This is a genomic window from Nocardiopsis salina YIM 90010 (genome assembly GCF_000341025.1).
Classification (GTDB): domain Bacteria; phylum Actinomycetota; class Actinomycetes; order Streptosporangiales; family Streptosporangiaceae; genus Nocardiopsis; species Nocardiopsis salina.
The window spans coordinates 1-26,847 of sequence record NZ_ANBF01000072.1; the positions used below are offsets into that span (position 1 = coordinate 1).

Consider the following 26,847-nt stretch of genomic DNA (forward strand, 5'->3'; position numbering starts at 1 on the left):
GTGAGCTGTCCACCGAGGAGTACAACGCGCTCCTGCGCAAGGAGATCGACCGGGTCATCGCGCTGCAGGAGGACATCGGACTGGACGTGCTCGTGCACGGCGAGCCCGAGCGCAACGACATGGTCCAGTACTTCGCCGAGCAGCTCGAGGGCTACGCGACCACCCAGCGCGGGTGGGTGCAGTCCTACGGGTCGCGCTGCGTGCGCCCGCCCATCCTCTTCGGGGACGTCTCGCGCCCCGAGCCGATGACGGTGGACTGGATCACCTACGCCCAGTCGCGTACCGACAAGCCAGTCAAGGGCATGCTCACCGGTCCGGTCACGATGCTGGCCTGGTCGTTCGTGCGCACCGACCAGCCGCTGGGTGAGACCGCCCGCCAGGTGGGTCTGGCCCTGCGCGACGAGGTCGCCGACCTCGAGCGCGCCGGGATCCGCCACATCCAGGTGGACGAGGCTGCGCTGCGCGAGCTCCTGCCGCTGCGCGAGGAGCAGCGCCAGGCCTACCTGGACTGGGCGGTGGAGTCCTTCCGCCTGGCCACGTCCGGGGTCGCGCCGAGCACGACGATCCACACGCACATGTGCTACTCGGAGTTCAGCACGGTCGTGGGCGGCATCGAGGCCCTGGACGCCGACGTGACCAGCGTCGAGGCGGCCCGCTCCCGTATGGAGCTGGTGCAGGACCTGGGTGAGCGGGGCTACCGCCGCTCCATCGGTCCGGGCGTGTACGACATCCACTCGCCGCGAGTGCCCTCCGCCGACGAGGTCGAGGCCTCGTTGCGTCTCGCCGTCGAGCACATCGACGCCGGGCACGTGTGGGTCAACCCGGACTGCGGCCTCAAGACCCGTGGTTACGCCGAGGTCGAGGAGTCCCTCCGCAACATGGTCGAGGCCGCGCGCCGTGTGCGGGCCGACCTGAGCTGATCCCGCTCTCCGGGCCCCCATCCGGGGCGCGGGGGTCTGAACACACGAGGGGGCCGCGGCATCGCCGCGGCCCCCTTCTGTCACGGTTGGTGTCCGGGTCAGTTGCCGACCTGGGCGAGGGCGTCCTCGCCGGCGGCGACCATGATGTCCTCGATGTCGTCCGGCACCGCGAAGTCCTCCAGCTCGGGCTCGTCGTCGTAGGGCCCGTGGATCTGGTACTCGATGCGGATGTTGAGGTTGGCCGAACGCACCGCGAGCGTGGCGACGGGGATGTCCTTGTCGGCGAAGTCGTAGCCGTTGACGACGAAGTAGGCCTCGTCGCCCAGGTCGACCTCGCCCTCCTCCATGACCTCGTCGAGGAAGAGCGTGTGCTCGGCCGCGCCGGTGGCGTCCTCGATCGCACGCTCGTACTCGACCGCGGCCTCGGCGTCGGACTCCTCGTTGCCGTAGGGCAGCGAGTAGGCGACCGAGAAGCTGCCGTAGCCGTCCGCGTCGTTGCCCTCGGGGGCGTCGGCCATGCTGCTGACGCACCGCGAGGTGTTGTCCTGCACCGACTTGTGGCCCTCCTCGGTGAGGAGGAAGTCGGTCTCCACGTCCGCGGTGAGCGCGTCACAGGGCTCGGAGGGCACGCTGTGGGGCGGGTCGCCCGCCGCGGTCCCGCCGCCGTCCGGCTCNTGTCGTCGTCCGTGGCCTCGGCGGTCGGTTCCGGATCCTCGAGTTCGGTGCCTCCGCCGGAGTTGTTGTTGATGAGGGTGACGATCACCGCGACCACGAGCACGATGATGACCGCGCCACCGCCGAGCACGACCCAGAGGCTGGCCTTGCTGCCGCCCCCGCCCTGGGGCGGTTGCGGGGGCTGTCCGGGGCCGCCCGGCCCCATCGGAGCGCCGGGCCCACCCGGGCCACCGGGGTAAGGGGGCTGTCCGCCGCCGTACATGGGCTGGCCCTGCTGGGGACCGTAGCCGGGCTGCCCGCCGGGTCCGTAGCCGGGCTGGCCACCGGGTCCGTAACCGGGCTGGCCGCCCGTGCCGTACCCGGGCTGTCCGGGCATCCCGCCGGGCCGGCCCTGGACAGGGGGCTGTCCGCCGCTGGGGTCACCACCCGGGGGCGGGCCGTAGGGCGGCTGCCCCTCACCGTACTCACCACCGCCGTAGGGGTTCTGCGGTGGCTGGTTGTGAGGTCCGTTATCGCTCATGGCTCCCCTCGCCCGGTATCGCTGACCGGTGATGACTGTCTCGCCGTCTTGTGTGGGATGTGTGGGTCCGCCCGTTGGTTCCACGGGTTCCCATGCCTCCACCGCCGCGGGCGAGAGACCGGTGTGGAGGAGGCGGGCCGGGGGAGTGCACCGCGGGAATTGTGGGCCGGCGGTGGCACGGGGGCGGAGCCCGGTCGCCGAGAGCACCCCGCTGACCGGCGGATCCACCGAGGATCGGGATCGGGGGAGGGTGGCTCGGGACGCTCAGCATCCTAACGTCGGAGGGCGGCCGTCCGTGCGGCCGGGGCAGGTTGGATGGGGTATTCCTGTCCCATTTGTGCCAAAGGGCCCGAATGGCGGATGGCGCGTGACACGATCGTGACGACGGATCGGCTGCACACGCTCCCGGGCTGGGGTAATGCCCTTCGGGTCGCCCGGAGGCACGATCTCGACCGGCGAGATGGCGGGCGGCGCTGTCCTCACCGTCGGTCGCACTACACACGGGTAGCGTCATGTGCTCCCGTGCCCGTGGCCGGATGCGGCCACGAGCGGCCGCCGCCCGGGTCAGAACATCGAGATGTGCACGTGGTCGAAGTGGTTCTCGGTGATGCTGCCGCGGTCGGCCATGTCCCGCCAGTCGGTGTCACCGCGCCGCACGTCCCAGATCTGCTGCCGGTAGATCACGTACATGACACCGAGGTCGTCGGCGTTGTCGCGTGCCCATTCGGCGATCTCCCAACCGCGGTCGATCTGCTCCTGGCTGGGCATCTGGCCGTCGTTGCTGAGCATGAAGTCGCAGGCCCGCCCCTTGGGGTGCTCGCCGACGACCCATCCGCCCTCTTCGCGGAAGCAGCCCACACCGCCCACGTCGTCGCCGCGGCCGAACTCCTCGATGCCGAGGTCGCGCATCTGCTCCGTGCGCGGCGTGATGTTGTCGGGCGGTTCCATGGGCTGTTCAGGGTGGTCGGCGATGAGCTGGTGGACCTCGTCGCGCTGCTCCTCCAGCTCCTCCAGGTCCTCCTCGGCCTCGGCCAGGCGCCCCTCGGCGTTCTCCTGCGCGACCTCGTCGCGGGCCAGTGCCTGCTCGAGTTCGTCGATCTTGTCCTGGTTGGAGCCGGACAGGTAGTCGATGACCACCGCGCGGTCCATCACCACGTCCGGTTCGGCCTCCACGAACAGCGACAGCGCCGGATCGATGCCGCCCGCGGTATAGGTCGCCACCGCCAGCGAGCGCACCTGCTCCTCGGCCTCCGCTACCTCCTCGAGGGTGCCCTCGGCGCGGTCCTCGGCGCGCTCGGCCTCGTCCATGACGCCTTCCATGTCACGAAGCTCGCCGTCGTACTCCTCTGACAGCGCGTCCGAACGGTCGCGCAGCGTGTCCATGTCCTCGGAGTCCATGGGCAGTGCGGCCGTGGCCGGGGACTGCGGGGCGGTGACCAGGACCGAGCCCATCACCAGGCTGAGCGCCCCTGCGCGCACGCGCCCGGTGAGTCGCGGCCTGCGCAGAGCCGGGGCCAGCTCACCCCAGGTCCAGGTGGGAGGATCGGGCGCCCAGAAATCGGCGTACGGGTCCCCGTCCGGGTGGGCGGCCCGGGAACCGAACGCTCGGTCGAGGTCGTCGGACTGCACGGTGTGGTCGCTCCTTGTGCCCGACCGGACCCCCGGCGGGCAGGGGTGGTGCGGGCGCGGCTTCGGGTCGTTCCCGCGACCCGCTCCGAGGGCCGTGTCGTCACCGGGGGGTCCGTACGGGCCTCGTCGGGCGGTTCGTGTGCTCGCCCCGTGCGCGACACGGGGCGAGGGTCGCGGGATGCACTCGAGTGTAGGCACTCGGCCGGACCGCGCGGGGGGAGGCATCCGAATCCGTGAGAGACATTTGTACACAATGTGTTCCAAATAACGTACGAGCTCGCACCGAATCCGGTGAAACGACCAGTGTGTTCGTGGTTGTCTGGAACCGTGAAGGCTCTCAGGTACGTCACCACCGCACCCCACGCCGCCCAGGCGCACACCGCGCGCACCGGCGGCTGTTGTCGCTTTCCGTCCTGATGAGCCCCGGGCCGTTTCGGCCCGGGCGTACCCGAGCCCGCCCCCACACGGGCGGTGAACTCGTTCTCCGGCTCCACAGCCATCCGCACCGCACACGGGCCCACCACCGTGGCCGTGTGCCCGGCGCGCCGCCGACGCCGCTTCCCGGCCGCTCCGTACGCTCGGGTGTGGGCGTCATCCCCACGCTGTGAGTCCCGTCCCCGCGACCCCCTGGACCGGGGCCGAGACACCACCGCTGAGACGTCGATGGGAAATCCGTGATTGACGCAGTGGGCCTGCAGAAGGTCTACAGGTTGAAGAAGAGGCAGGTCACCGCTCTGAACGGTGTCGACCTGCACGTCCGTTCCGGCGAGATCTACGGGGTGGTGGGCCAGAGCGGAGCGGGCAAGAGCACGCTCCTGCGCTCGGTGAACCTCCTGGAGCGTCCCGACCACGGGACGGTGGAGGTCGACGGTGAGCAGCTCACGTCGCTGCACGGCGCCGGACTGCGCGCGGCCCGCCGCCGGATCGGCATGGTCCACCAGCACTTCGCGCTGCTGTCCTCGCGCACGGTCGCGGGCAACGTGGCCTTCCCACTGGAGGTCTCCGGTGTCGGCAGGGCCCAGCGCAACGCCAAGGTCGGCGAGCTCCTGGAGCTGGTGGGTCTGGGCGACAAGGCCAAGGCCTACCCCTCCCAGCTCTCCGGCGGCCAGAAGCAGCGAGTGGGCATCGCCCGCGCCCTGGCCTCCGACCCCAAGGTCCTGCTCAGCGACGAGGCGACCTCGGCCCTGGACCCCGAGACCACCGAGTCGATCCTGGCCCTGCTGCGCCGCCTGCGCGACGAGCTGGGTCTGACGATCCTGCTCATCACGCACGAGATGGCCGTCATCAAGCGCATCTGCGACTCGGCGGCGATCATGGCCGACGGCGAGTTCCTGGAGTCGGGCCGCGTGCTGGACCTCATCGGCACGCCCGGCTCCCTGCTGGCGCGCTCGCTCTTCCCACTGCCCGACAACGGCGGCCCGGACACGGTCGCGGTCACCTATCCGCGTTCGTTCGACCGGCCGATCATGTCGGAGCTCACCCGCCGCTTCGACATCGACGTCAACATCCTCGGCGGCGGTGTGGAAGAGGTAGCCGGGCACTCCGTGGGCCGCCTGAGCGTGGACCTGCTCGGCAACCGCCGGACCGAGGCGATCGACTACCTGACCCAGCAGGGACTGCTGGTCGAGGAGGCCGGACAGTGATGACCAACCCAGCCGACCTCCTGACCCTCGCCGCCGCGGCCGACGCCAACCCGGTCGTGGACTTCGTGCGTGAATGGCCCGCCATGTGGCCGGAACTGTGGTTGAGCACCCAGGACACCATCTACATGGTGTGGTGGGCGACCGTGTTCAGCGTGCTCTTCGGCCTGCCGCTGGGCGTGCTGCTCGTGACCACCGACCGGGGCGGGCTCACACCGGCGCCGGCCGTGCGCGCCGTGCTGAGCACCGTCGTCAACATCGGGCGCTCGCTGCCCTTCATCGTCCTCATGGTGGCGGTCCTGGCGCTGACACGCCTGCTGGTGGGCACCACCCTGGGCCCGACGGCGGCGATCGTACCGCTGAGCATCGGTGCCGTCCCCTTCTTCGCTCGCCTGGTGGAGACCTCCCTGCGCGAGGTGGACCGGGGCGTGATCGAAGCGGCGCACGCCATGGGCACCCGCAAGACCACGATCGTCGGCAAGGTGATGCTGCCCGAGGCCATGGCCGGTCTCGTCGCCGGTCTGGTGATGACCGTGGTCACCCTGATCTCCTACTCGGCCATGGCCGGGGCCATCGGTGGCGGCGGTCTGGGTGACCTGGCCATCCGCGAGGGGTATCAACGTTTCAACGACCAGTACCTGTGGGCGACGGTCATCCTGCTGGTGATCATCGTCCAGATCGTGCAGAGCGTGGGCGACCAGGTGGTACGCACCCTGTCACGCCGCTGATCCGGAACCGCCCTCCCCGCACCCCCTCACGCATGTGTCGTCCATCGGAGGGAGAAGGCCATGACAGGGAGCATCCGGTCACGCCCGGTGCGGGGGACCGCGGTCGCCGCGGCCGGCGCGGTGGTTCTGGCCGCGTGCGGGAGCCCGAGCGAGCGCGAGGACGGCGCCGGTGATCTGACGACGCTGCGGGTGGGGGCCACACCTCTGCCGCACGCGGAGGTCCTGGAGTTCGTCGACGAGGAACTGGCCGAGGAGGAGGGACTGTCCCTCGACATCCAGGAGTACACCGACTACAACCAGCCGAACGCCGCGCTCACCGAGGGCGAGCTGGACGCGAACTACTACCAGACGGTGCCCTTCCTGGAGACCTACCTGGAGGGCAACCCCGACGCCGACCTGGAGTACGTCGGCGACGTGCACTTGGAGGCGCTGGGCCTGTACTCCGCGGGTGAGGAGTCTCTGGACGACCTGCCGCAGGGCGCCGAGGTCGGGGTGCCCAACGACGCCTCCAACCTCGGCCGCGCCCTCGACCTCCTGGCCGCGGAGGGCGTCGTGGAGCTGGACGGGGACGTCGGCCGGGTCCCCGGCGAGGGCGACATCACCGGCAGCGACCTCGACGTGGAGATCACCCCGGTGGAGGCGGCCCAGCTCCCGCGTTCGCTGGAGGACCTCGATGCGGCCGTGGTCAACGGCAACTACGCGCTCGAGGCCGATCTTCCGGAGAACGCGAATGTCCTGGCCTGGGAGGACAGCGAGGACAACGAGTACGCGAACGGCCTGGTCGTGCGATCGGAGGACCTCGAATCCGAGGACGTTCGCACGCTCGACGAGCTGTTGCACCGGCCCGAGGTGCGCGACCACATGGAGCAGACGTGGGACGGTGTCGTCGTCCCGGTCGGCGAGGCCACCGAGTGAGTGCCCGTGGTGGCCGGTCCGCCCGGCCACCACGGGCCTCTCAGGTCCGCGGCAGCGACCGTCGCTGAGCCCAGGGGCCCGAGTCTGTCGGCACCGGGGGGCGGTCTGCTTCTCTGTTCGTTCGTGCTCCGAGGAAAGTGCTCGCCACCGGTCGGGGCGGGGCCTGGCTCGGCTCCGAGCCCGAAGAGGTGCACGTCCCCCAGGGCCTGCCCGTCACCCACATGGGCGGGAGGGAGATCGACCCGAGCGGCCTCTACGACGTGCTCGTGCGGCTGACAGGGGAGAGCGGGGCACCGACCTCCACGTCACCGAGAACGGGTGCGCGTTCGAGGACACCGCCACCGCCGACGGCAGGGTCCACGACCCCGACCGCCGCGCCTACCACGAGGCCCACCTGAGAGCCGTCCGCGAGGCCCTGGACACCGGGGTGCCCCTCCGCGGTTATTTCGCCTGGTCGCTTCTGGATAATTTCGGGTGGGCGTGGGGATACTCCCGCAGGTTCGGGCTCGTACACGTCGACCACGCGCCCCAGGAACGCGTGGTCGAGGACAGCGGCCTCTGGTCCGCGGAGCTCGCCCGCACCGGGCGTTTCCCCGATCGGTGATCCGGCGCCGCGAAACCCTCGCGCGGCACGCCCCGTCACAGCACCCGAGACCGCTCCGGTCCACGCGCCGGGGCGGTCCCGCCCACGTGTGGAGAGGAAGCCCCAAGTGGCCAAGAACGGTGGTCGGCAGCGCCCGACCCTGGAGATGGTGGCCGAACGCGCCGGAGTGGGGCGCGGCACAGTCTCGCGTGTGATCAACGGTTCGGCCCAGGTCAGTCCGCGAACCCGGGACGCTGTGCACGCCGCGATCACGGAGCTGGGCTACAGCCCCAACCACGCCGCCCGGACCCTGGTGACCCGGCGCACCGACACCATCGCCCTCGTGGTCTCCGAGCCCCGCGACCGCCTGTTCGCAGACCCCTTCTTCGCCGACATCATCCGCGGGGTCAGCTCCGTACTGCACGAACGCGACCTGCAGTTGATGCTCACCACTGCGCGCAGCGAGGCCGAGCACCAGCGGGCGGGCGACTACCTCACCGGGTTTCACGTCGACGGTGTGCTCCTGGTTTCCCTGCACCGCGACGACCCGCTGCCCTCACGGCTCACCGCTGCAGGTGTGCCCGTGGTCCAGGGAGGCCTCCCGCACGCCGGCACGCTCACCGCCCCCTTCTACGTCGAGGTCGACAACGCCGGGGGCGCACGCGAGGCCACCAGACGCCTGCACTCGACCGGACACGGCCGCGTCGCCACCGTCAGCGGACCGATGGACATGAACGCCGGGGTCGAACGGCTCCGCGGGTACCGGCAGGTCGTCGAGGAGACCGGGCTGCCCGACGACGACCGCCTCGTCGAGGAGGGCGACTTCAGCGTGGAGGGCGGGGCCGCGGCCATGGAACGCCTCCTCGACTCCGGGACCGACCCCGACGCTGTCTTCGTGGCCTCCGACATGATGGCCCTGGGGGCCATGCGGGTCCTGCGCGAGCGCGGCCTGCGCGTGCCCGACGACCTCGCCCTGGTCGGATTCGACGACACCCCCATGGCACAGCACAGCGACCCGCCCCTGACCACCGTGCACCAGCCGACCGTGCGCATGGGGAGCGAGATGGCGACCCTGCTCACCGACGTCGCGATACCCCGTACCGAGGAGACCGCGAACGTGGTGCTGGACACCCATCTCGTCGTGCGCGGGTCCGGCTGAGGCCGCGCCCGCCCGGTTGGACCGCCGTTCACGGGCTGTGCCACTCTGATTCGACAGCTACGAGGGGGAACGAGGAGACACGATGCGCTGGGTGACCTACCTGTCCCCGAGCGGGGGCGGCGAACGTGCCGGAGCCCTCGACGACGGCGACGTACTGGGCAGTCCCGATCACAGAGGACTGGCCGAGCTCCTGGCCGCGGGGCCGCAGGACCTGGCCCGGGCCCATGCCCGTGCCGTCGACACCCCGATCGAGATCATCGTCGAACTCGAGGCGCGCATGGCCGCGCCGGTGCGGCCCACCGCCCTGGTCCCTGTGCGGGCCGGCGAGCGCCTGTGGGAGATCCCCCCGGAGCTGGTCACGGGGGTCGACGACCCGGTCCTGCGTACTGCCCGCGCGGCGCACGCTGGGCTGGCCGCGGTGGCCGGGGCCGAGGACGGCGCCGCCGCGTTCACCCCCGCGTGCCTGTGGACCGACGACGACGGACTACCGGTCCAGTTGAGTCTGGGGCCGGTGCTGACCACCGCCGACGAACTGGCGGGTGCACCGGTCGAGGTCGGGGTCTTCGTCGCCGACGACGAGGTCGCCCGAACGACGGTCGGTACGGGGGACGGGTGGCTCGTCTCGGGCCCGGGGCGGGTGCGCGCGCTGCTGCCGCTGTCCACCCCGCCCCTGGCCGAGGACGACGAGCTCTACGTGGAGCTCGGTCCGCTGGGGGAGTTCGAGGTCCGGGTCGGCGCCCAGGCCTGATCGAACGGGGTCAGCCGGTGTACTCCCAGTGCCACGGCTCGAAGCCGTCACGGGCCCACTCGGGGTTCTCCCATTCGTGGTCCCCGGCGTGGTCGAGCATCCACCGGTGCTCGACCGTGCCGAGCTGTTCCACACCGCCGCACAGGTCGACGGCCACACCCAGTCCGTGCTCGCTGGTCCCGGGCTGAGCGGCCATGCCCGGCGTCATCTCCTGGAACAGCCGGACCTGCTCGTGGTAGGGGCGGTAGGAGTCGGTCACACACAGCGGGCGGCCGAACCGCGCCTCGAAGGCCTCGTCGAGTTGCATGAAGGCCTCGGCGGCGTCTGCGCGCAGTTTCTCCCCGGGCTGGGGGAGAGGGCACAGGTCGGCGTCGGGGATCCGACCGTTGTCGTGGTCGCCCACCTCGGCCGGCTCGCACGCGCTGTCGTCGTCGCTGACCCGTGAGACGTTCCCGCCCGCTGAACCCTGGGCGTCGCGGGCGTCGCGCAGAGCGTCCTCCCGGGCCTCCCCGGATCCGGCCTCGTGGGGCAGGCGCTCCTCCAGGCTGCTCTGCTCGACCATGAGCTCCTGGGCGCGTTCCTCCTGTTCGGCCACGGCCTCCTCGGCGCGGGTGCGGGCGCGGTCGGCCTCTTCGGCAGCCTCCTCCTGGGCGGACTCGGCGCTCGAGGCGGCCGAGGCGAGGGTGTCCGAGGCCACCCGTGCGGCCTCGGCACGGTCCAGTTGGTCGGAACGGTGGTCGCCGAGCAGATTCAGATAGGCGCCGCGTTCGAGCGCCTCGGCCGGTCCGCGCGGTCCGGTCCAAGCGTGCACCGGGCTCAGGTCGCTTCCCTTGTAGGCGGCCACGGCCTGCCGGGCAGCGGCCACACGGGTGTCCTCGGAGCGTTCGGAGGCGCCCTCGGCCTGTTTCTCGGCGCTCTCGCGGCGTTCGGTGGCGGCCTCCAGGCGCTCCTGTTCGTTCAGGTGGTCCTCGATGAGCCCGCTCGCCCGTTCCCTGGCTTCCTCGAGCTCCGTGCGCAGGCCGGCGAGCTCCACGCGCACGTCGGAGAGGTCGGCCTCGGCCCCCTCCGTGCCGGCGGGGTGGGGGCCGGCCTCCTCGGTTGCGACGGCGGACGAGGCGGGGGAGAGAGCCAGGGTCGCGGCCAGGCCGAGAGGGAGCAATGCGGTGACCGAAAAGGGTTTACGTGCACGGTGGCCGCGCGACCCGAAAGTGACACTGAGTGAGTCGGGAAAGTTACGTTCCGTAGTCGCATCTGGGCATGACGTTGGACGCATCTCTACTCCCCGGTTGGGACCTGCGTATACGTCTTGTCACGATGTCATGCACATCAGGCCCTCTGGGCGAAGCACTCGGTGTGTCCAAAAAGTTACCTATGCGCCTGAGTGGGTTTCGGACTCGCACCCTGACCAGGCTGATTGGTCATAATGCCGCCAAACAGGGCATGATGACCGCGAGGCGTCGAGGACGGTCGTACTCCGAGGCCGCACCAGGGCCGAAGCGAGGCGATCGCGCCCATTGGTACGCTATCCACCGCATCAGCACTGATACCGATACACGGTGCGGTGCTCCTCTCCCCCAGGCGAGTCCGGTGGACAGTCTTCACATCTCCCCACATTCCACACCGCTCTTCGGTCCGGTGGGCCACGTGGTCGTACCGATGCTCTCGAGGCCGGCCTCGGCCCGAGCGGTAGGTAGCTCCCGGTGTTCCACAGCCGTGCCCAAGCGGTGACACGAAAGGTTGCGAGGGTCCGTGTCGACACGAGCGACGAAGAACGGGGCCGGCGCGAAGAGCGAGGCAGCGCAGGCCGAAACCGCCGATGCCCCGCGGCGTCCAGCCCAATGGTGGCGGCCACGTAACTGGCGGGTGCGCTCGCGTCTGGTGGCTCTCATCGTCATTCCCACCGCCGTCGCCCTGGTGCTCGGCGGACTCCGGGTCTACGAGGGTTCGGTCGCCACCGTGACCCACGACCACATCGTGGACCGTGCCGAGGTCGGTGTCCTCACCGTGCAGCTGGCCAACCAACTCGGCCTCGAGCGCACCGCCAGCGCGATCTACATCTCCGACGACGCCGACCCGCAGCAGCGGTCGGCGGAACTGCGTCAGGAGATGGAGGACGAGCGCGACGCGTCCCGCGACCTCCTCAACACCCTCAACGCCCGCCTCGACGAGATGGGCGAGGTCGACGGTGAACTGGCCGAGAACCGCCTCCAGGCCATGCACAGCCAGCTCGACACCCTCGACTCGCTGCGCAACGAGGTCGACAGCACCCGCATCACCGTGCTGCCCGTCGTGACCAAGTACCGCACCATCACGCGGGCCATGGCCGACTTCAACCAGACCATCGCCGACGAGACCGAGGACACCGACCTGCGCGAGAGCGTGCGGGCGCTGGCTTCGCTGTCCAACGCGCGCGACCAGCTCTCCTACGAGTCCGCGCTCATGGCGCACTCCCTGTCGCGCAACTCCATGACCGGCGGTATCTCCGAGGCCATCGATTCCAGCCGCGCCCGCTACGAGAACGAGATCGCCAACTTCACCCAGGCGGCCTCGCCCGAACAGCGCGCAGTCTTCGACGAGAACTTCACCGGCCTCGAGGTCAGCCAGGTCTCGACCATGCGCATGCGGGTGATGTACCGCGCCGACCGCGGCGACGACCTCACCGGTGTGACCGCCAACGACGGTCCGGCCGACTACCAGGAGATCGCCAACACCGCCCTGGACCGGCTCCAGGAGGTCGAGGAAGAGATCGCCGAGGGAGTGGCCTCCGATTCCGAGAGCCTGCGCGATGCCGCCATGGCCCGCGCGCTCATCGACATCGTCGTGGTCGCCGGCCTGCTCCTGGCCGTCTTCGTGCTCACCTCGCTGGTGGTCCGCTCCCTGGTGCGCCCGCTGCGCACCCTGGAGGACGGCGCCCGCCGCGTCGCCGAACGCGATCTGCCCGAGTCCATCACCCGGATGCAGGAGGCCGGCAGCGTCCCCGACACCGTCAAGGTCGAACCGATCGAGGTCGGCAGCAAGGACGAGATCGGCGAAGTCGCCCGCGCCTTCGACGACGTCCACCGCGTGGCCCTGACGCTGGCCTCCGACGAGGCCGCCCTGCGCAGCAATGTCAACGCGATGTTCGTCAACCTCTCCCGCCGGAGCCAGACCCTGGTCGAACGGCAACTGCGCCTCATCGACGGCCTGGAGCAGTCCGAGCAGGACGCCGACCGCCTGTCGGACCTGTTCCAGCTCGACCACCTGGCCACCCGCATGCGCCGCAACAACGAGAACCTCCTCGTCCTGTCCGGTCAGGACAACACCCGCAAGTGGGCCCAGCCCGTGCCGCTGGTCGACGTCCTGCGCGGTGCCGTCTCCGAGGTCGAGCAGTACGAGCGCGTGAACGTGCGCGCCCCCTCCCACATCTCGGTGCTCGGACGCCCGGTCAACGACGTCATCCACCTGGTCGCCGAGCTGGTGGAGAACGCCACGTCCTTCTCGCCGCACGACACCGAGGTCCTGGTCAGCGCCAAGACCCTCGAGGACGGCTCCGTCCGCGTCGACGTCACCGACAGCGGCATCGGCATGGCCCCCGAGGACCTCGCCGCGGTCAACGCCCGCCTGGCCCAACCGCCGGTCATCGACGTCGCGGTCTCGCGCCGCATGGGTCTGTTCGTGGTCTCGCGCCTGGCCCACCGCCACGGCATCCTCCTCGATCTCAGCGAGGCCCACGGCGGCGGGACCACGGCCAGTGTGCTGTTCCCGGCCGACCTGCTCATCACCCCGGTCGACGACCAGGGCGCCCTCGGCGGCGAGGCCCGTCCCGAGCTGACCACGGGCGCGCCGGACACCTTCGCCGAGGCCGAGGCGGCCTTCGCCGCGACCCCGGCCGCGGACGAGCCCGACGACCCCTGGCAGGGCCAGGGCGTCGGCGAGGCGCCCGGCGACCTCAGCGGCCTGCCCAAGCGCCGTCCCGGAGCCAACCGTGCCGACGAGCACCCGCCCAGCGGACAGGACCTGTGGAACACCGGCAGCGATGTCCCGGAGGACACCGGTTCCGGCCCCGTCTGGGAGACCACCCGCGGCAGCGGTGCCACCAGCGCCGTCACCCCGGGTCAGGACCAGAACGTCGTCGACCCCTACGACCATGCCACCGAGGACGAGGACAGCGCCCAGGAGAGCTCCGGCAGCCTGTTCGACCCGTCCCCGCCCAACGGCCGCAACGGGCACGGCGTCGACACCGGCACGTTCCGCCGGGTCGAGGAGGCCGGTTCGTTCGGATCCGACGGCGACACCTTCGATGCCTTCGGTGGACGCAGCAGCTCCGCCGGGCAGCAGGACGCCGGTGCCGGTTCCCACAACACCGGTTTCCAGGACGCCGGTCGGCAGGACTTCGGATCCCACCAGGACCCCGGTCCCTCCACCGACAGTTTCCCGGCCGTCTCCGGATGGGACACCGCCGAGCAGTACCAGCAGCCCGCCCCTGAGGCCCCCCAGACCGACCAGGGTGCCCGAGACGGTTACGGTTCCACCGCCTACCTCTCGCGCCGCTACGGCGGCAGTCAGGGGGCCGACAGCACCGTCGTCCCGCCCAGCCCGGGCGGGGAGGGCGCCGACTCGCTGCCGATCTTCGATGCCATCGAGTCCAACTGGTTCAAGCGCCGCACCGGCGGCCCGACCGTCGACGCGACCGAGACCGGGCCCCTGCGCCAGGTCGACCCGGCTGCCCGGGAAGAGCGTCCCGAGACTGCTTCCGCGCAGCCACAGGCCGGGTCCGACGCGCCGGAACCGGAGCAGGAGTGGAACTCTGCGGCCGACCGCGGCTGGCAGGCCGCACGCACCGCGGCGGAGCCGCTCGCCGGGGGGCTGACGACCTCGGGCTTGCCAAAACGCGTTCCCAAGGCAAACCTGGTTCCGGGGACCGCGCCGAAGCCGGAGAATGTCCGGCAGGTGCCCACGCGGAGCGCCGACCGGGTTCGCAACCGCTTCTCCGGGTTCCAACGAGGGGTCCGGGAAGGCCGCAACCAGATCGGTGAGGGGCCCCACGAGTGACGTCTGTGGCTACAGGTGGGCCGGGGTCCCCCTTATTCCCGGAAGCCGGATGCAATAGCATCTACCGAGTTTCTCGGACGCGTAACACCCGTCGCTCTACGAGAACGGAACACCAGACCCCCGGTCTCTCCGTGGGAGGGGTCGGGCTGTTCGCAGGGGCAGTGCTGTCACATGCCGTGCCGGCGGTAGCAGTGCCGAGAAGACCAGCCGGCGAACTTGGACAGGAGATCAGATGAGTCGACAGGTCAACGAACTCAACTGGTTGATCACTGACTTTGCCGACCGGGTACCGGATGTCGCCCACGCGATCGTCGTCTCCTCTGACGGCCTTCCGTTGGCGTCCTCCTCAGGGTTCCCGGCCGACCGGGCCGACCAGCTGGCGGCGATCGCCTCCGGGCTGTCGAGCCTCACGCAAGGCGCGGCCCGGGTGTTCGAGGGTGGAGCGGTGGTCCAGACCGTCGTCGAGATGGAGCGGGGGGTGATGCTCATCATGGCCATCAGCGACGGCTCCTACCTCGCGGTCCTCGCGGCGGCGGAGAGCGATCTGGGTCTGGTCGCGTACGAGATGACCCTGCTCGTCGAGCGGGCGGGGCGGGCGCTGACACCAACGGCGCGCACCTCGGGAATCCACTGATCCACCACCGACAGGAGGAAGTGGTGGCACCTCACAGTAGAGATGCCGGGAGCGCCTCGTGGTTCGGGCAGCAGCCGAGCACTCCCCCCACGAGCGGGGGAGTGCCGTCTGGACCGAGCGGCGGAGATGTTCCTCGACCAATCCAACAACAGTACGATCAACGATCCGCGCAGGGCGGCGCCCCCAGTTCGCTGGTGCGCCCCTACGCGGTCACCAAGGGCCGTACCAAGCCGAAGTCGGAGCTTCCCCTGGAGGCGCTGATCTCGGCGACACCGACGGCCCGTGACGAGTCTGGGACGCTGACGCCCGAGTGGCAGGCGATCAGCGACCTGTGCCGCGAGTGGCGCTCCATCGCGGAGATCTCCGCGCTGTTGCGCATGCCGCTCGGCGTGGCACGGGTGCTTGTGGCGGACATGTCCGAGCAGGGACTGGTCCAGGTCAGGACCTCGCTCAACAACGACGCCCGTCCCAACACCAACCTGCTTGAAAGGGTGCTCAGTGGACTTCGCAAGCTCTAGCCCAGCCGAGGAAGGCGGTGCTGGGGGGAACGCGATGACGTCGGTCAAGATCGTCGTCGCCGGGGGCTTCGGTGTCGGGAAGACGACATTCGTTGGCTCCGTCTCCGAGATCGTGCCGCTGACCACCGAAGCGGTCATGACCAGCGCCAGTGTCGGTGTGGACGATCTGGCCAAGACGCCGGACAAGCAGACCACCACCGTCGCCATGGACTTCGGTCGCGTCTCCCTCGACTCGGACCTGATCCTGTACCTGTTCGGCACCCCCGGCCAGCACCGGTTCTGGTTCATGTGGGACGACCTGGTCAAGGGTGCCATCGGTGCGGTCGTGCTGGTCGACACCCGCCGTCTCGCGGACTGTTTCCCCGCGATCGACTACTTCGAGGAGGCGCGGCTGCCCTTCATCGTGGCGATCAACGGGTTCGACGGCTACTACCCCCACGCGGCCGACGAGGTCCGGGACGCGCTCACGCTCAGCCCCGAGATCCCCATCGTCCAGGTCGACGCCCGGGACCGGGCATCGACCAAGTCGACGCTCATCACCCTCGTCGAGCACGCCATCAGCATCGGGGACCCCGAGAGCGCCGCCGGACAGCCCACCTCCACCGGCGGCCAGACCTCCTGGCGCTGACGGGGACGGTCTCCTCGGAGCGTGCCGACACGGGGGACCGGGCCGGGTCCCGAGAGGGAGACGGCCCGGTTTCCGCGTGCTCGGTGACGGAAGTGCCGGTCCTGGCATCATGGGAGGCATGAGCTCTTCCCCGGACGATGCCCGAGCCATGACCCTGCGCTTCCGAGACGTCGCCGAACGCGTGGTGGACGCCATCCTGGAGGCCTCCCCGGAGTGGGCCCTCGAAGAGGGTGACACCCGCGGCGCCCACCGGTTGACCGACCACTCGGCCGAGGGCGACGTGCAGCGTACCGCCATGCTCACCGATGCCCTGGGTTCCCTCGACGAGATCGATCCCGACCTGTTGCCCCCGGGCGACCTGGTCGACCTGGAGGTCCTGCGCACCAAGGTGAGCGCGGACCTGTGGCACACGGCCGAACTGCGGCCGCACACCTGGAACCCCCTGATGTACACCGCGGGTGAGGCCCTGCTTCCCCTCGTCGAACGCGAGCTCCTGCCGCTGCCCGAACGCCTGGCCGCTCTCACCTCACGCTGCTCCGCCCTGCCCGAATACCTGGCCACAGCACGTACCCGCCTGGCGGAGGGGCCCGGGATGCCACGCGTGCACGTGGAGACCGCGCTGACCCAGCTGGCCGGTGACCGCGAACTGCTCACCCGCGACCTCCCCGCCCTGGCCGAGGGCGACAGCGAGGCCGGGCCCGCGCTGAAGAGCGCCGCCGGCCGGGCGCTGGAGGCGCTTGAGGAGCACGAGTCCTGGTTGCGCACGGAGCTCGGGTTCGCCGACGCCGACCCCCGTCTGGGCGCCCGCTCCTACGCCGCCCAGCTCTGGTACACCCTGGATTCCGAACTGTCCCCGGACGCCCTGCTCGTGCGGGCCGAGAGCGACCTGCTGGCCACCGAGGAGGCCATGGCGGAGGCCGCAGCCGAGTACGAGGGGCGGCCCCGCAGGCCCGGTCAGGTCGCCGAGGTGCTGGCCGCCCTGGCCGACGACCACCCGGTCACCTCGCAGGACCTGCGTCCCACCGGCGAACGGGCCCTGGAACACCTGTACCGCCGTACCCGCGAGGCCGACATCGCCACCGTGTACGACGACCCTGTCCAGGTGGTTCCCATGCCGGAGTCGCGCCGCGGTGTGGCTGTCGCCTACTGCCGGCCGCCCGGCCCCCTGGACCCGGACGCACACGAACAGCCGACCTTCATCGCCGTCTCCCCGCCGCCGGACGACTGGCCGGCCGAGCGCCGCGAGTCGTTCCTGCGCGAGTACAACGGGGCGATGCTCCGCAACCTCATGGTCCACGAGGGCATGCCCGGCCACGCCCTGCAGCTCGCCCACGCCGCCCGCCACGACGGCGCCACCCGTGTCGGCAAGCTCTTCATGAGCGGAACCTTCGTCGAGGGCTGGGCGGTGCACGCCGAGGAGGTCATGGCCGGCCACGGCTGGAGCGGGGCCCGCGAGGGCGAGGGCCGGCGTCAGGACCTCGCCCTGCGCCTGGTTCGTCTCAAGACCCGCTTGCGCATGATCCTCAATGCGATCCTCGACGTACGGGTGCACACCGGGGACCTCACCGAGGAGGAAGCGCTCAGCCTGCTCACCGAACGCGGGCACCAGGAGGAGGGAGAGGCCGTCGGTAAGTGGCGCAGAGCCCAGCTCACCAGCGCCCAGCTGTCCACCTACTACGTCGGATACTCGGAGATGGCCGCCATCGCCCGCGACCTGGCCGAGGCCCGACCGGAGCTGAGCGAGCGCGAACGCCACGACCTGATGCTCGCCCACGGCTCCCCTCCGCCGCGCCACTTGCGCGCGCTCCTGGAACTGTGACGCAGACACCGGGCGGGCCGCCGCGTACGGGCCCACGGCCCCGCCCGGTGTGGTCCGCCTCCGCGCGCTCCTATGCTGGTTCGTGAGAGGAACCCGAAGCCGGACGGCCGACCAGAGACGGACCCACGATGCGCGGTGACAACGACCCCGAACAGGCCCAGCACCCGCCCGGGGCGGGCACCGGACAGTCCGACGGCTGGGACCGTCTGTGGACACCCCACCGCATGGCCTACATCAAGGGCGAGGGCAGACCCACCGGCCCGGGCGCCGACGAAGGCTGCCCCTTCTGCCGCGCACCCGGCCTCAGCGATCCCGAAGGGCTCCTCGTGGCCCGCGGCGAGCACACATACGCGGTGCTCAACCTCTACCCGTACAACAGCGGCCACCTGCTCGTGTGCCCCTACCGCCACGTCTCCGAGTACACCTCCCTGACCGCGGACGAGACCGCAGAGCTCGGTGAACTCACGCAGGCCGGGATCCATGCGCTCACCGCCGCCTACAGTCCCCACGGCTTCAACGTCGGTATGAACCTCGGTACGGTGGCCGGAGCGGGCATCGCCGCCCACCTGCACCAGCACATCGTGCCCCGCTGGGGCGGCGACACCAACTTCATGCCGGTCATCGGGCACACCAAGGTGCTGCCCGAGATGCTCGAGCAGACGCGGGCGAAACTCGTCGAGCACTGGCCGCCGCGGTAGACGCCCCCGCCACCCCCACCGGGTCCGGTTCCCCGTCCGGGGACCGCTTCCGCCCTACGATCACAAGAAGACATGCTGAGAATCCTTCGCCCCATGGTCTCCCGGGTCACCGCTCCGCTCGGCCGGAGCCTGGCCCGCATCGGCCTCACGCCGAACATCGTCACGCTCATCGGCGCCACGGGTGTCATCGCGAGCGCCCTGTACTTCTATCCGCGCGGGCACCTCTACGCCGGGTCGGTGGTGATCACCGTCTTCGCGCTCTTCGACATGCTCGACGGGGCGGTCGCCCGGGCCAAGGACACCGCGAGCGAGTTCGGCGCGTTCCTCGACTCCAGCCTGGACCGTGTCGCCGACGCCGCAATCTTCGCCGGGCTCATGTGGTGGTTCATCGCCGACGGCGACGACTCCGTGCTCGCCGGGCTCACCCTGTTCTGCATGATCAGCGGCTTCATGGTCTCCTACGTCAAGGCGCGCGCCGAGGGGCTGGGCGTCAACTGCGACGTGGGCGTGGCCGAGCGCACCGAGCGCCTGGTCGTGATTCTGGTGGCGGTCGGTGTCGGCGGGCTGGGCGTGCCTTACGTGCTCGCCGGCGGCCTCTGGCTGCTCGCTGCGATGACCCTGCTGACGATCCTGCAGCGGCTCGTGGAGACCCGCACGCGCCTGGGCGACCGCAACGCCCAGGCACACGGCAGCCAGGGCGACGCCGCGCGCGAGGCCTGAGTGCCGCGCACGCCCGGACACCGAGGACAGGGGAGCACGAGGTGGACGAACGCACGGCCGACCTGGCCTACGCCGCGGGGTGGGCGGTGCTGCGCCGCTCGCCGGACCACGTGGGGCGCGCGGTGTTCCGGCAGTTGGCCGACCGGTCCTGGCGCGCACACGACGAGGGCACCCGAGGGCTGGAACGCAACCTGCGCCGCCTGCTCGGACCCGACGGCACCGACGCGCAACTGCGGGCGCTGTCGAAGGCCGGTATGCGCTCCTACATGCGCTACTTCTACGAGATGTTCCGGCTGCCCGCGATGGGCCGCGACCACGTGCTCTCCCACACCCGGGCCACAGGCATCGACGTGCTGCAGGAGAACCTGGACGCCGGCCGCGGGGTCATAGCCGCCCTGCCCCACATGGGCAACTGGGACCACGCCGGCGCCTGGATCACCATGCAGGGCACCCCGCTGACGACCGTGGCCCAGCGGCTGCGGCCGGAGTCCCTGTTCCGGCGCTTCACCGCCTACCGGGAGTCCCTGGGAATGGAGGTGCTGCCGCTGACCGGCGGGTCAGGGACCGTGGGAACGCTCTCCCGCCGCCTGCGTGAGGGCGGACTCGTGTGCCTGCTCGCCGACCGCGACCTCAACGGGACCGGTCTGGAGGTCGACCTGTTCGGGGAGAAGGCGCGTATGCCCTCAGGCCCCGCGGCGCTGGCGCTCAACACCGGCGCCGCGCTCATGCCGGTCTCGCTCTGGTACGACGGGCCGTTCTGGAACATCCGCGTGCACGAGGAGGTCCCGGTCGCGCCCGGGGACTCGCGCACGCACCGCATCCACGACACCACCCAGGCCCTGGCCCGGGTCTTCGAGGGCGCCATCGCCGAACACCCCGAGGACTGGCACATGCTGCAGCCCGTTTTCGCCGCGGACCACGAGGAGGACCGGGCCCATCGCCGTGAACAGGAGCTCGGCTCCGTGATCCGCACGACGGAACGCGGGCGCGTGCAGGGGGCCGAGCAGACAGGGCGGCCGGTGTGAGCCTGCAGGTCGGGTTGGTGTGCCCCTACGCCTGGGACGTGCCCGGCGGGGTGCAGCAGCACGTGGGGGACCTGGCTCGGGCGCTGACCGGGATGGGGCACGGCGTGTCGGTGCTGGCACCGGTCGGGGACCCCGACGCGGACCTGCCCGAGTACCTGGTTCCGGCCGGACGTCCTGTCCCGGTGCCCTACAACGGGTCGGTGGCCCGGCTGAGCTTCGGTCCGCGCACCGCACGCCGGGTGCGGCGCTGGATCGCAGCCGGGGAGTTCGACGTCCTGCACATCCACGAACCCTCCGCGCCGAGTACGTCCCTGCTGGCCTGTTGGTCGGCGGAGGGGCCGATGGTCGCCACCTTCCACACCGCCAACCCGCGGTCGCGGGCGATGGCGGCGAGCTCGGGGGCGCTGCGGTCGGCCCTGGAGAAGATCCACGGGCGCATCGCCGTCTCCACGGCCGCCCGCCGGACTCTGGTCGAGCACGTGGGGGGTGACGCCGTGCTCATCCCCAACGGGGTGGACACGGCGTCCTTCGCGAACGCCGAACCACTGCCTGGGTGGCCGGGGCAGGGCGGTGCGCTGGGGTTCCTCGGGCGTGTCGACGAACCGCGCAAGGGGTTGGGCACGCTCCTCGAGGCCTTCGTGATGCTGGCCCCCGAGCACCCCGGGCTGAGAGTGCTGGTCGCGGGTCCCGGTGACCCCGGTCCGGCCCTGGAGGCCGTGCCCGAGGACCTGCGCGCGCGGGTGGTCCTCCCGGGCCGGTTGGACGACGCCGACCGGGTGCGCGCCTACCACTCCGCGGACGTGTTCTGTGCGCCCAACCTCGGTGGGGAGAGCTTCGGCATCGTCCTGACCGAGGCAATGGCGGCGGGGGCCACGATCGCCGCGAGTGACCTGCCCGCTTTCGAAGCCGTGCTCGACGGGGGGCGGGCAGGCGAGCTGTTCACCACGGGTGACGCCGCCGACCTGGCACGCGCGGCTGACGGGCTGCTCGCCGACCCCGGGCGCCGCGCGTACCTGTCCGGGGCCGCACGCGAGGCGGTCCAGCCCTACGACTGGGGCACCGTGGCCTCCGACGTGGTGCGTGTGTACGAGACCGTGCTGCACGGCGGCACGGGGGAGCGGAACAGGGTGCACACCTCCTCCGGCCCCAGCCCGGCCGCGCTGTTGCGGCGCGGAGCGGGGCCCAGGCCCGGACGTCCTCGCCGCGGGCGCCCCGGGGCAGTACGGGGCCGGCGCGGGCCGTACGGGCGCGCGGGCGGACGGGGTGAGCGCTTCTGAACGGGGACGCCGCCCTCGTGGCCCTGGCGGTCGCGATCGTCCTGGTCCCGCTGCTCATCGGGTTCTACCTGTCCTGGCGGGCCACGCGGCTGGACCGGCTCCATCACCGGGTCGAGACGTCCTGGGCAGCGCTGGACGCCGCGCTGCTGCGCCGGGGCGCCGCGGTGCTCGACCTCGCGGCCGCAGACGTGCTCGCCGCGGATGCCTCCCGTGGCCTGGCCGAGGCCGCCACCGCGGCGCGGCGGGCGGGGTCCCACGAACGCGAGTTCCTGGAGAGCTGCCTGTCCAGCGCGCTGCGGCGCGAACTGGAACGCCCCGGTCTGCCCGAGGCCGCGGTTCCCTTCCTGCGTGAGATCACCGAGTCCGCCAAGGGTGTGCATCTGGCCCGCACGTTCCACAATGACGCCGTCGCCGACACCCGCAGAGCCCGGCGCTCGCGCCTGGTGCGCGGCCTGCGCCTGGCGGGCGGAGCCGACCTGCCGGACTTCTTCGAGATGGACGACCACCCGCCGCACACCCGTCGGCCCTAGGTGTGGCGTTCGGTGAGGTTGGTGACGCGGGCGAGGATCTTGCTACCAGAGCAGGGTTCAGCGTCGATATTGGCTCTGGTAGCAAGATCCCCGACCCAGAATGCAGGCCCGGCCGGGCTATGATCCCGGCCCCGCCGAACCACCACCCCCGAGGCAACACCCCACCCCTTCGCCCCTTCGGCTTCACCCCTCGGACACAATGCCCATCACTAGGTGTGGTGTTCGCCTCTGGGACGCTTCGTCCCGGGGGACGGAGCCGCTGTTACCGGCATAAACATCGATCCCGAGGACACTCCAGATGAACGGGGTGACTAAGGTGGGGCGCTGGTAGACCCGGGAACGGGACACGAGGTACACCCCCGTGTACCCGTGGCCCGGGCCCACTGTCGACGAAGAGACGGGATCCCACCACCGTGGTCAACAACGCAAGCAGCACGGCCGACAACGCCGTCGGTACCCAGCGTGTCAAGCGGGGCATGGCCGAACAGCTCAAGAACGGCGTCATCATGGACGTCGTCACGCCCGAACAGGCCCGCATCGCCGAGGACGCCGGTGCCGTGGCCGTCATGGCGCTCGAGCGCGTGCCCGCCGACATCCGCAAGGACGGCGGCGTCGCCCGCATGTCCGACCCCGACATGATCGACGGCATCACCTCCGCGGTCTCCATCCCGGTCATGGCCAAGGCCCGCATCGGGCACTTCGTCGAGGCCCACGTCCTGGAGTCCCTCGGCGTCGACTTCGTCGACGAGTCCGAGGTCCTCACCCCCGCCGACGAGGCCCACCACATCGACAAGTGGGCGTTCACCGTGCCCTTCGTCTGCGGGGCCACCAACCTCGGCGAAGCCCTGCGCCGCATCGCCGAGGGCGCCGCCATGATCCGCTCCAAGGGCGAGGCCGGGACCGGCAACGTCGTCGAGGCCACCCGCCACATGCGGTCGCTGGTCTCCGACATCAAGCGCCTCGGAACCCTCGACGCCGCCGAGCTCTTCGGAGCCGCCAAGGAGCTCCGTGCCCCGCACGACCTGGTCGCCGAGGTCGCCCGCGCCGGCCGCCTGCCAGTGCCGATGTTCTCCGCGGGCGGTGTGGCCACCCCCGCGGACGCCGCCCTCATGCGCCGGCTCGGCGCCGAGAGCGTCTTCGTCGGGTCCGGCATCTTCAAGTCCGGCGACCCGGCCAAGCGCGCCGACGCCATCGTGCAGGCCACCCTCCACTACGAGGACCCCTCCGTGATCGCCCGTGTCTCCCGCGGCCTGGGCGACGCCATGGTCGGGATCAACGTCGACGAGCTGCCCGAGGCCGAGCGCTACGCCGGCCGCGGCTGGTGACGGCGGGGGCAGCGCTGTGACACCGCCCACCATCGGGGTCCTCGCACTCCAGGGCGACACCGCCGAGCACCGCGACGTGCTGGACGGGTCGGGGGCGCGCACCGCCAAGGTGCTCGCCCCCGAGCACCTGGAGACCGTCGACGCGCTGGTCGTTCCCGGCGGCGAATCGACGACCATGGGCAAACTCGCCGTCAGGTACGGTCTGGTCGAGCCGCTGCGGGCGCGGATCGCCGCAGGTATGCCGGTTCTGGGCACGTGCGCGGGAATGATCCTGCTGTCCGACCGTGTTCTCGGGGGCGCGACCGACCAGACCACCGTCGGCGGCATCGACATGACGGTGCGCCGCAACGCGTTCGGGCGCCAGGCGGACTCCTTCGAGACCGCTGTGCGCCTCGACGGCATCGGTGAGGACCCCTTCGACGCGGTCTTCATCCGTGCCCCCTGGGTCGAGTCGGTCGGTCCGGCCGTGACCGTGCTCGGTCGCCTCCCCGCCGAGGAGGGGCCCGGTAGGATCGTCGCCGTACGACAGGGCGGCCTGATGGCGACGTCCTTCCACCCCGAACTCACCGGCGACGCGCGCGTGCACCGGCTCTTCGTCGACATCGCGAAAGGACTCTCATGAGCGGCCACTCGAAGTGGGCCACCACCAAGCACAAGAAAGCCGTCATCGACGCCAAGCGCGGCAAGCTCTTCGCCAAGCTGGTCAAGAACATCGAGGTGGCTGCCCGGACCGGTGGCGGGGACCCGGAGGGCAACCCGACGCTCTACGACGCCATGCAGAAGGCGCGCAAGAACTCGGTCCCGGCCGACAACATCGAGCGTGCCCGAAAGCGCGGTTCCGGTGAGGAGGCCGGCGGCGCCGAGTGGCAGACCATCATGTACGAGGGTTACGCCCCCGGCGGTGTCGCGATGCTCGTCGAGTGCCTGACCGACAACCGCAACCGCGCCGCCTCCGACGTGCGCACCGCCGTGACGCGCAACGGCGGCAGCATGGGCGACGCCGGCTCCGTGTCGTACTTGTTCACCCGCAAGGGCGTCGTCATCGTCCCCAAGGAGAACACCAGCGAGGACGACATCACCCTCGCCGTGGTGGAGGCCGGGGGCGAGGAGGTTCGCGACCTCGGTGAGTCCTTCGAGGTCGTCTCCGAGGCGAGCGACCTGGTCGACGTCCGCACCGCCCTGCAGGAGGCCGGTATCGAGTACGACTCCGCCGACACCAACTGGCTCCCCAGCGTCGAGGTCCCCGTCGACTCCGAGACCGCCCAGAAGGTGCTCCGGGTCGTGGATGCACTCGAGGACGCCGACGACGTGCAGAACGTTTTCACCAACGCCGACTTCCCGGCCGAGGTGCTGGCCGAGCTGTGAGGCCGACGGGTGGTGTCCCCGGCGCGGGGGCTCCACCCGGCCCGGGCGCTCACCGGGGCCGCGTCACCCGGAGTGCACGCCGAGTCGGTAGAGTACTCACCTGCCGACCACACGCGGCGTTCCCCCGTGTGGACCCCCATCCACGACAGTTGACGAGGACCTGCCCATGAGCAACCCCCCGGAACAGCCCTACGACCCGTCGCAGTACTACGGCCAGCAGCAGGCCCACCCGGGCTACGGTTACCAGCCGGGCCCCGGAGGGCCGGGTGTGATGCCCCCGCAGCAGTCGGCCCAGCGGGCCGGTTTCTTCGGGTCGCTCTTCGACTTCTCCTTCAAGAACTTCGTCACGAGCAGGGTCATCCCGATCGTCTGGATCCTGTGGCTCGTCGGCATCGCGTTCGGCACGCTCACCGGTGTGATCAGCTCGTTCGTCGTGATGGCCGACGGCTCGGGTTTCGGTGGCTTCGCGTTGCTGGTCATCACCCTGATCAGCGGTGCCATGGGTGTGCTCTTCTCGCGCATCATCATGGAGACGCTCATCGTGCTCTTCCGGATCAGCGAGGACCTCACCGCCATCCGCAATCGCGGGGGCATGTAGGACCCTCCAGAGCCCGCCGGTGCCCTCGAAGGGAGCGGCGGGGTCTGTGCTGTGGGGGGAGCAGCGCTGTGCCGGGGCCGTGCCGCCGAGGAGGGCGGGCGGTCAGGGCAGTCGGCGCAGGACCTCGGCGGCGAACTGGTCGGTGGAGGCGTCCCCGCCCAGGTCACCGGTGCGCACCGCACCCTCCGCCAACACCTCGCGCGCGGCCGCCAGCAGCTGACCGCCGGCCTCGGCCTCGCCCAGGTGGTCCAGCATCATCGACGCCGACCACAGCGCGCCCAGCGGGTTCGCGAGGCCCATGCCGGCGATGTCGGGTGCCGAGCCGTGCACCGGCTCGAACATCGACGGGTACTCGCGCTCCGGGTTCAGGTTGGCCGAGGGAGCGATACCGATCCCGCCCGCGACCGCTGCGGCCAGGTCGCTGAGGATGTCGCCGAACAGGTTCGAGCCCACGATCACGTCGAAGCGGGCCGGGTCCAGGACGATCTTGGCGGCCAGCGCGTCGATGTGTTCCTGGTCCCATGCCACACCCGGGTGGGAGGCGGCGCGCTCGGCCACCAGCTCGTCCCAGAACGGCATCGTGTGCACGATCCCGTTGGACTTGGTCGCCGAGGTCAGGCGCCCGCCCCGCTGTTCGGCCAGGTCGAAGGCGTAGGAGACCACCCGCTCCACACCCGTGCGGGTGAAGACCGACTCCTGTACGGCGCGCTCGTCGTCCGTGCCCCGGTCGTAACGCCCTCCGTCCGCCGAGTACTCGCCCTCGCTGTTCTCCCGCACCACCACGAAGTCGACCTCACTCGGCCGGGCGGCGGTGACCGGGCTGGGCACACCCTCCAGCACCGTGATGGGGCGCAGGTTCACGTACTGCCGGAACGCACGCCGGATCGGGATGAGCAGTCCCCACAGGGACACGTGGTCGGGCACGCCGGGCCAGCCGACCGCGCCGAGCAGGATCGCGTCGTGGTGGCGGATCCGGTCCAGGCCGTCCTCCGGCATCATCGCCCCGGTGTGGGCGTAGCGTTCGCACGACCAGTCGAACTCGTCGTACTCCACGGCGAACCCGTGGTGCCGGGCGATCCGGTCCACCGCGGCGGTGGCGGGTACGAGGACCTCCGCGCCGATCCCGTCCCCGGGGATCGTGGCGATGCGGTAACGCTTCATG

24 protein-coding genes and 1 pseudogene are annotated in these 26,847 nt (G+C 70.9%); 21 read left to right on the top strand and 4 right to left on the bottom strand.

Features of this window, described 5'->3' with window-relative positions; genetic code table 11:
* A partial coding sequence (metE, locus tag D474_RS0107015; RefSeq protein WP_017612869.1) for a 5-methyltetrahydropteroyltriglutamate--homocysteine S-methyltransferase occupies window positions 1-920 on the top strand: 920 nt, incomplete at its 5' end.
* A 98-nt stretch (window positions 921-1,018) separates the two neighbouring features.
* Here the strand turns inward: metE and D474_RS33205 are convergent.
* On the bottom strand, window positions 1,019-1,549 hold the full coding sequence (locus D474_RS33205; RefSeq protein ID WP_017612870.1) for a hypothetical protein: 531 nt from the start codon (window positions 1,547-1,549) through the stop codon (window positions 1,019-1,021).
* A 1,130-nt stretch (window positions 1,550-2,679) separates the two neighbouring features.
* Entirely contained in the window at window positions 2,680-3,744 is a 1,065-nt protein-coding gene (locus D474_RS0107025) for a coiled-coil domain-containing protein (protein WP_017612871.1), read from the bottom strand.
* Between the two features lie 686 nt (window positions 3,745-4,430).
* Here D474_RS0107025 and D474_RS0107030 point away from each other — a divergent pair.
* The 6 genes and pseudogenes from D474_RS0107030 to D474_RS0107060 all read left to right on the top strand — a co-directional run bounded on the left by D474_RS0107030 (window position 4,431) and on the right by D474_RS0107060 (window position 9,517).
* Window positions 4,431-5,387, top strand: coding sequence for a methionine ABC transporter ATP-binding protein (locus tag D474_RS0107030; protein WP_017612872.1), 957 nt, complete (start codon window positions 4,431-4,433; stop codon window positions 5,385-5,387).
* Window positions 5,387-6,112, top strand: coding sequence for a methionine ABC transporter permease (locus D474_RS0107035; RefSeq protein WP_017612873.1), 726 nt, complete (start codon window positions 5,387-5,389; stop codon window positions 6,110-6,112). Before D474_RS0107030 ends, D474_RS0107035 begins: the two co-directional genes overlap by 1 nt.
* 60 nt (window positions 6,113-6,172) lie before the next feature.
* Window positions 6,173-7,027: a MetQ/NlpA family ABC transporter substrate-binding protein gene (locus D474_RS0107040; protein WP_017612874.1), complete on the top strand. Its 855-nt coding sequence runs from the start codon at window positions 6,173-6,175 to the stop codon at window positions 7,025-7,027.
* Window positions 7,028-7,167: 140 nt separating this feature from the next.
* A pseudogene (locus D474_RS30370) lies at window positions 7,168-7,631 on the top strand (family 1 glycosylhydrolase); the annotation flags it as partial.
* 106 nt (window positions 7,632-7,737) lie between these two features.
* Window positions 7,738-8,769: a LacI family DNA-binding transcriptional regulator gene (locus D474_RS0107055; protein WP_017612877.1), complete on the top strand. Its 1,032-nt coding sequence runs from the start codon at window positions 7,738-7,740 to the stop codon at window positions 8,767-8,769.
* Between the two features lie 82 nt (window positions 8,770-8,851).
* Window positions 8,852-9,517, top strand: a complete 666-nt coding sequence (locus tag D474_RS0107060; RefSeq protein WP_017612878.1) for a hypothetical protein — start codon at window positions 8,852-8,854, stop codon at window positions 9,515-9,517.
* A gap of 10 nt (window positions 9,518-9,527) precedes the next feature.
* On the opposite strand, the gene D474_RS0107065 is transcribed toward D474_RS0107060, so the two are convergent.
* Window positions 9,528-10,676 carry a M15 family metallopeptidase gene (locus D474_RS0107065; protein WP_017612879.1) on the bottom strand — a complete coding sequence of 383 codons (1,149 nt, stop codon included), beginning with the start codon at window positions 10,674-10,676 and terminating at the stop codon, window positions 9,528-9,530.
* A gap of 704 nt (window positions 10,677-11,380) precedes the next feature.
* On the opposite strand from D474_RS0107065, the gene D474_RS0107070 reads away from it, so the two are divergent.
* From D474_RS0107070 to D474_RS0107135, 14 genes are all read left to right on the top strand, one after another.
* Window positions 11,381-14,548 (top strand): sensor histidine kinase, encoded by a 3,168-nt coding sequence (locus tag D474_RS0107070; protein WP_026118250.1) that lies wholly within the window; start codon window positions 11,381-11,383, stop codon window positions 14,546-14,548.
* 232 nt (window positions 14,549-14,780) lie between these two features.
* Window positions 14,781-15,182: a roadblock/LC7 domain-containing protein gene (locus D474_RS0107075; protein WP_017612880.1), complete on the top strand. Its 402-nt coding sequence runs from the start codon at window positions 14,781-14,783 to the stop codon at window positions 15,180-15,182.
* Between the two features lie 101 nt (window positions 15,183-15,283).
* Window positions 15,284-15,700, top strand: a complete 417-nt coding sequence (locus tag D474_RS0107080; RefSeq protein WP_394296522.1) for a DUF742 domain-containing protein — start codon at window positions 15,284-15,286, stop codon at window positions 15,698-15,700.
* Window positions 15,701-15,734: 34 nt separating this feature from the next.
* Window positions 15,735-16,328 (top strand): GTP-binding protein, encoded by a 594-nt coding sequence (locus D474_RS0107085; protein WP_017612882.1) that lies wholly within the window; start codon window positions 15,735-15,737, stop codon window positions 16,326-16,328.
* A 148-nt stretch (window positions 16,329-16,476) separates the two neighbouring features.
* Window positions 16,477-18,147, top strand: coding sequence for a DUF885 domain-containing protein (locus D474_RS0107090; RefSeq protein WP_017612883.1), 1,671 nt, complete (start codon window positions 16,477-16,479; stop codon window positions 18,145-18,147).
* Between the two features lie 128 nt (window positions 18,148-18,275).
* Window positions 18,276-18,845, top strand: coding sequence for an HIT family protein (locus tag D474_RS0107095; protein ID WP_017612884.1), 570 nt, complete (start codon window positions 18,276-18,278; stop codon window positions 18,843-18,845).
* Window positions 18,846-18,938: 93 nt separating this feature from the next.
* Entirely contained in the window at window positions 18,939-19,565 is a 627-nt protein-coding gene (gene pgsA, locus D474_RS0107100) for a phosphatidylinositol phosphate synthase (RefSeq protein WP_017612885.1), read from the top strand.
* A gap of 41 nt (window positions 19,566-19,606) precedes the next feature.
* A complete protein-coding gene (locus D474_RS0107105; protein ID WP_017612886.1) occupies window positions 19,607-20,590 on the top strand; it encodes a phosphatidylinositol mannoside acyltransferase in 984 nt (327 codons plus the stop codon).
* Entirely contained in the window at window positions 20,587-21,867 is a 1,281-nt protein-coding gene (locus D474_RS0107110; RefSeq protein ID WP_017612887.1) for a glycosyltransferase family 4 protein, read from the top strand. The genes D474_RS0107105 and D474_RS0107110 overlap by 4 nt, the downstream gene beginning before the upstream one ends.
* Before the next feature lie 17 nt (window positions 21,868-21,884).
* Window positions 21,885-22,397, top strand: a complete 513-nt coding sequence (locus D474_RS0107115) for a hypothetical protein (protein WP_017612888.1) — start codon at window positions 21,885-21,887, stop codon at window positions 22,395-22,397.
* A gap of 413 nt (window positions 22,398-22,810) precedes the next feature.
* Window positions 22,811-23,722, top strand: a complete 912-nt coding sequence (pdxS, locus tag D474_RS0107120) for a pyridoxal 5'-phosphate synthase lyase subunit PdxS (RefSeq protein WP_017612889.1) — start codon at window positions 22,811-22,813, stop codon at window positions 23,720-23,722.
* Window positions 23,723-23,738: 16 nt separating this feature from the next.
* A complete protein-coding gene (gene pdxT, locus D474_RS0107125) occupies window positions 23,739-24,344 on the top strand; it encodes a pyridoxal 5'-phosphate synthase glutaminase subunit PdxT (RefSeq protein WP_017612890.1) in 606 nt (201 codons plus the stop codon).
* The gene (locus tag D474_RS0107130; RefSeq protein WP_017612891.1) at window positions 24,341-25,087 is read left to right on the top strand and encodes a YebC/PmpR family DNA-binding transcriptional regulator; all 747 of its coding nucleotides are present in this window, start codon (window positions 24,341-24,343) and stop codon (window positions 25,085-25,087) included. Before pdxT ends, D474_RS0107130 begins: the two co-directional genes overlap by 4 nt.
* 166 nt (window positions 25,088-25,253) lie before the next feature.
* Window positions 25,254-25,685, top strand: coding sequence for a DUF4282 domain-containing protein (locus D474_RS0107135; RefSeq protein WP_017612892.1), 432 nt, complete (start codon window positions 25,254-25,256; stop codon window positions 25,683-25,685).
* A 102-nt stretch (window positions 25,686-25,787) separates the two neighbouring features.
* Here D474_RS0107135 and D474_RS0107140 read toward each other — a convergent pair whose 3' ends face one another.
* Entirely contained in the window at window positions 25,788-26,846 is a 1,059-nt protein-coding gene (locus tag D474_RS0107140; RefSeq protein WP_017612893.1) for a tartrate dehydrogenase, read from the bottom strand.
* Between the last annotated feature and the right edge of the window lies 1 nt (window position 26,847).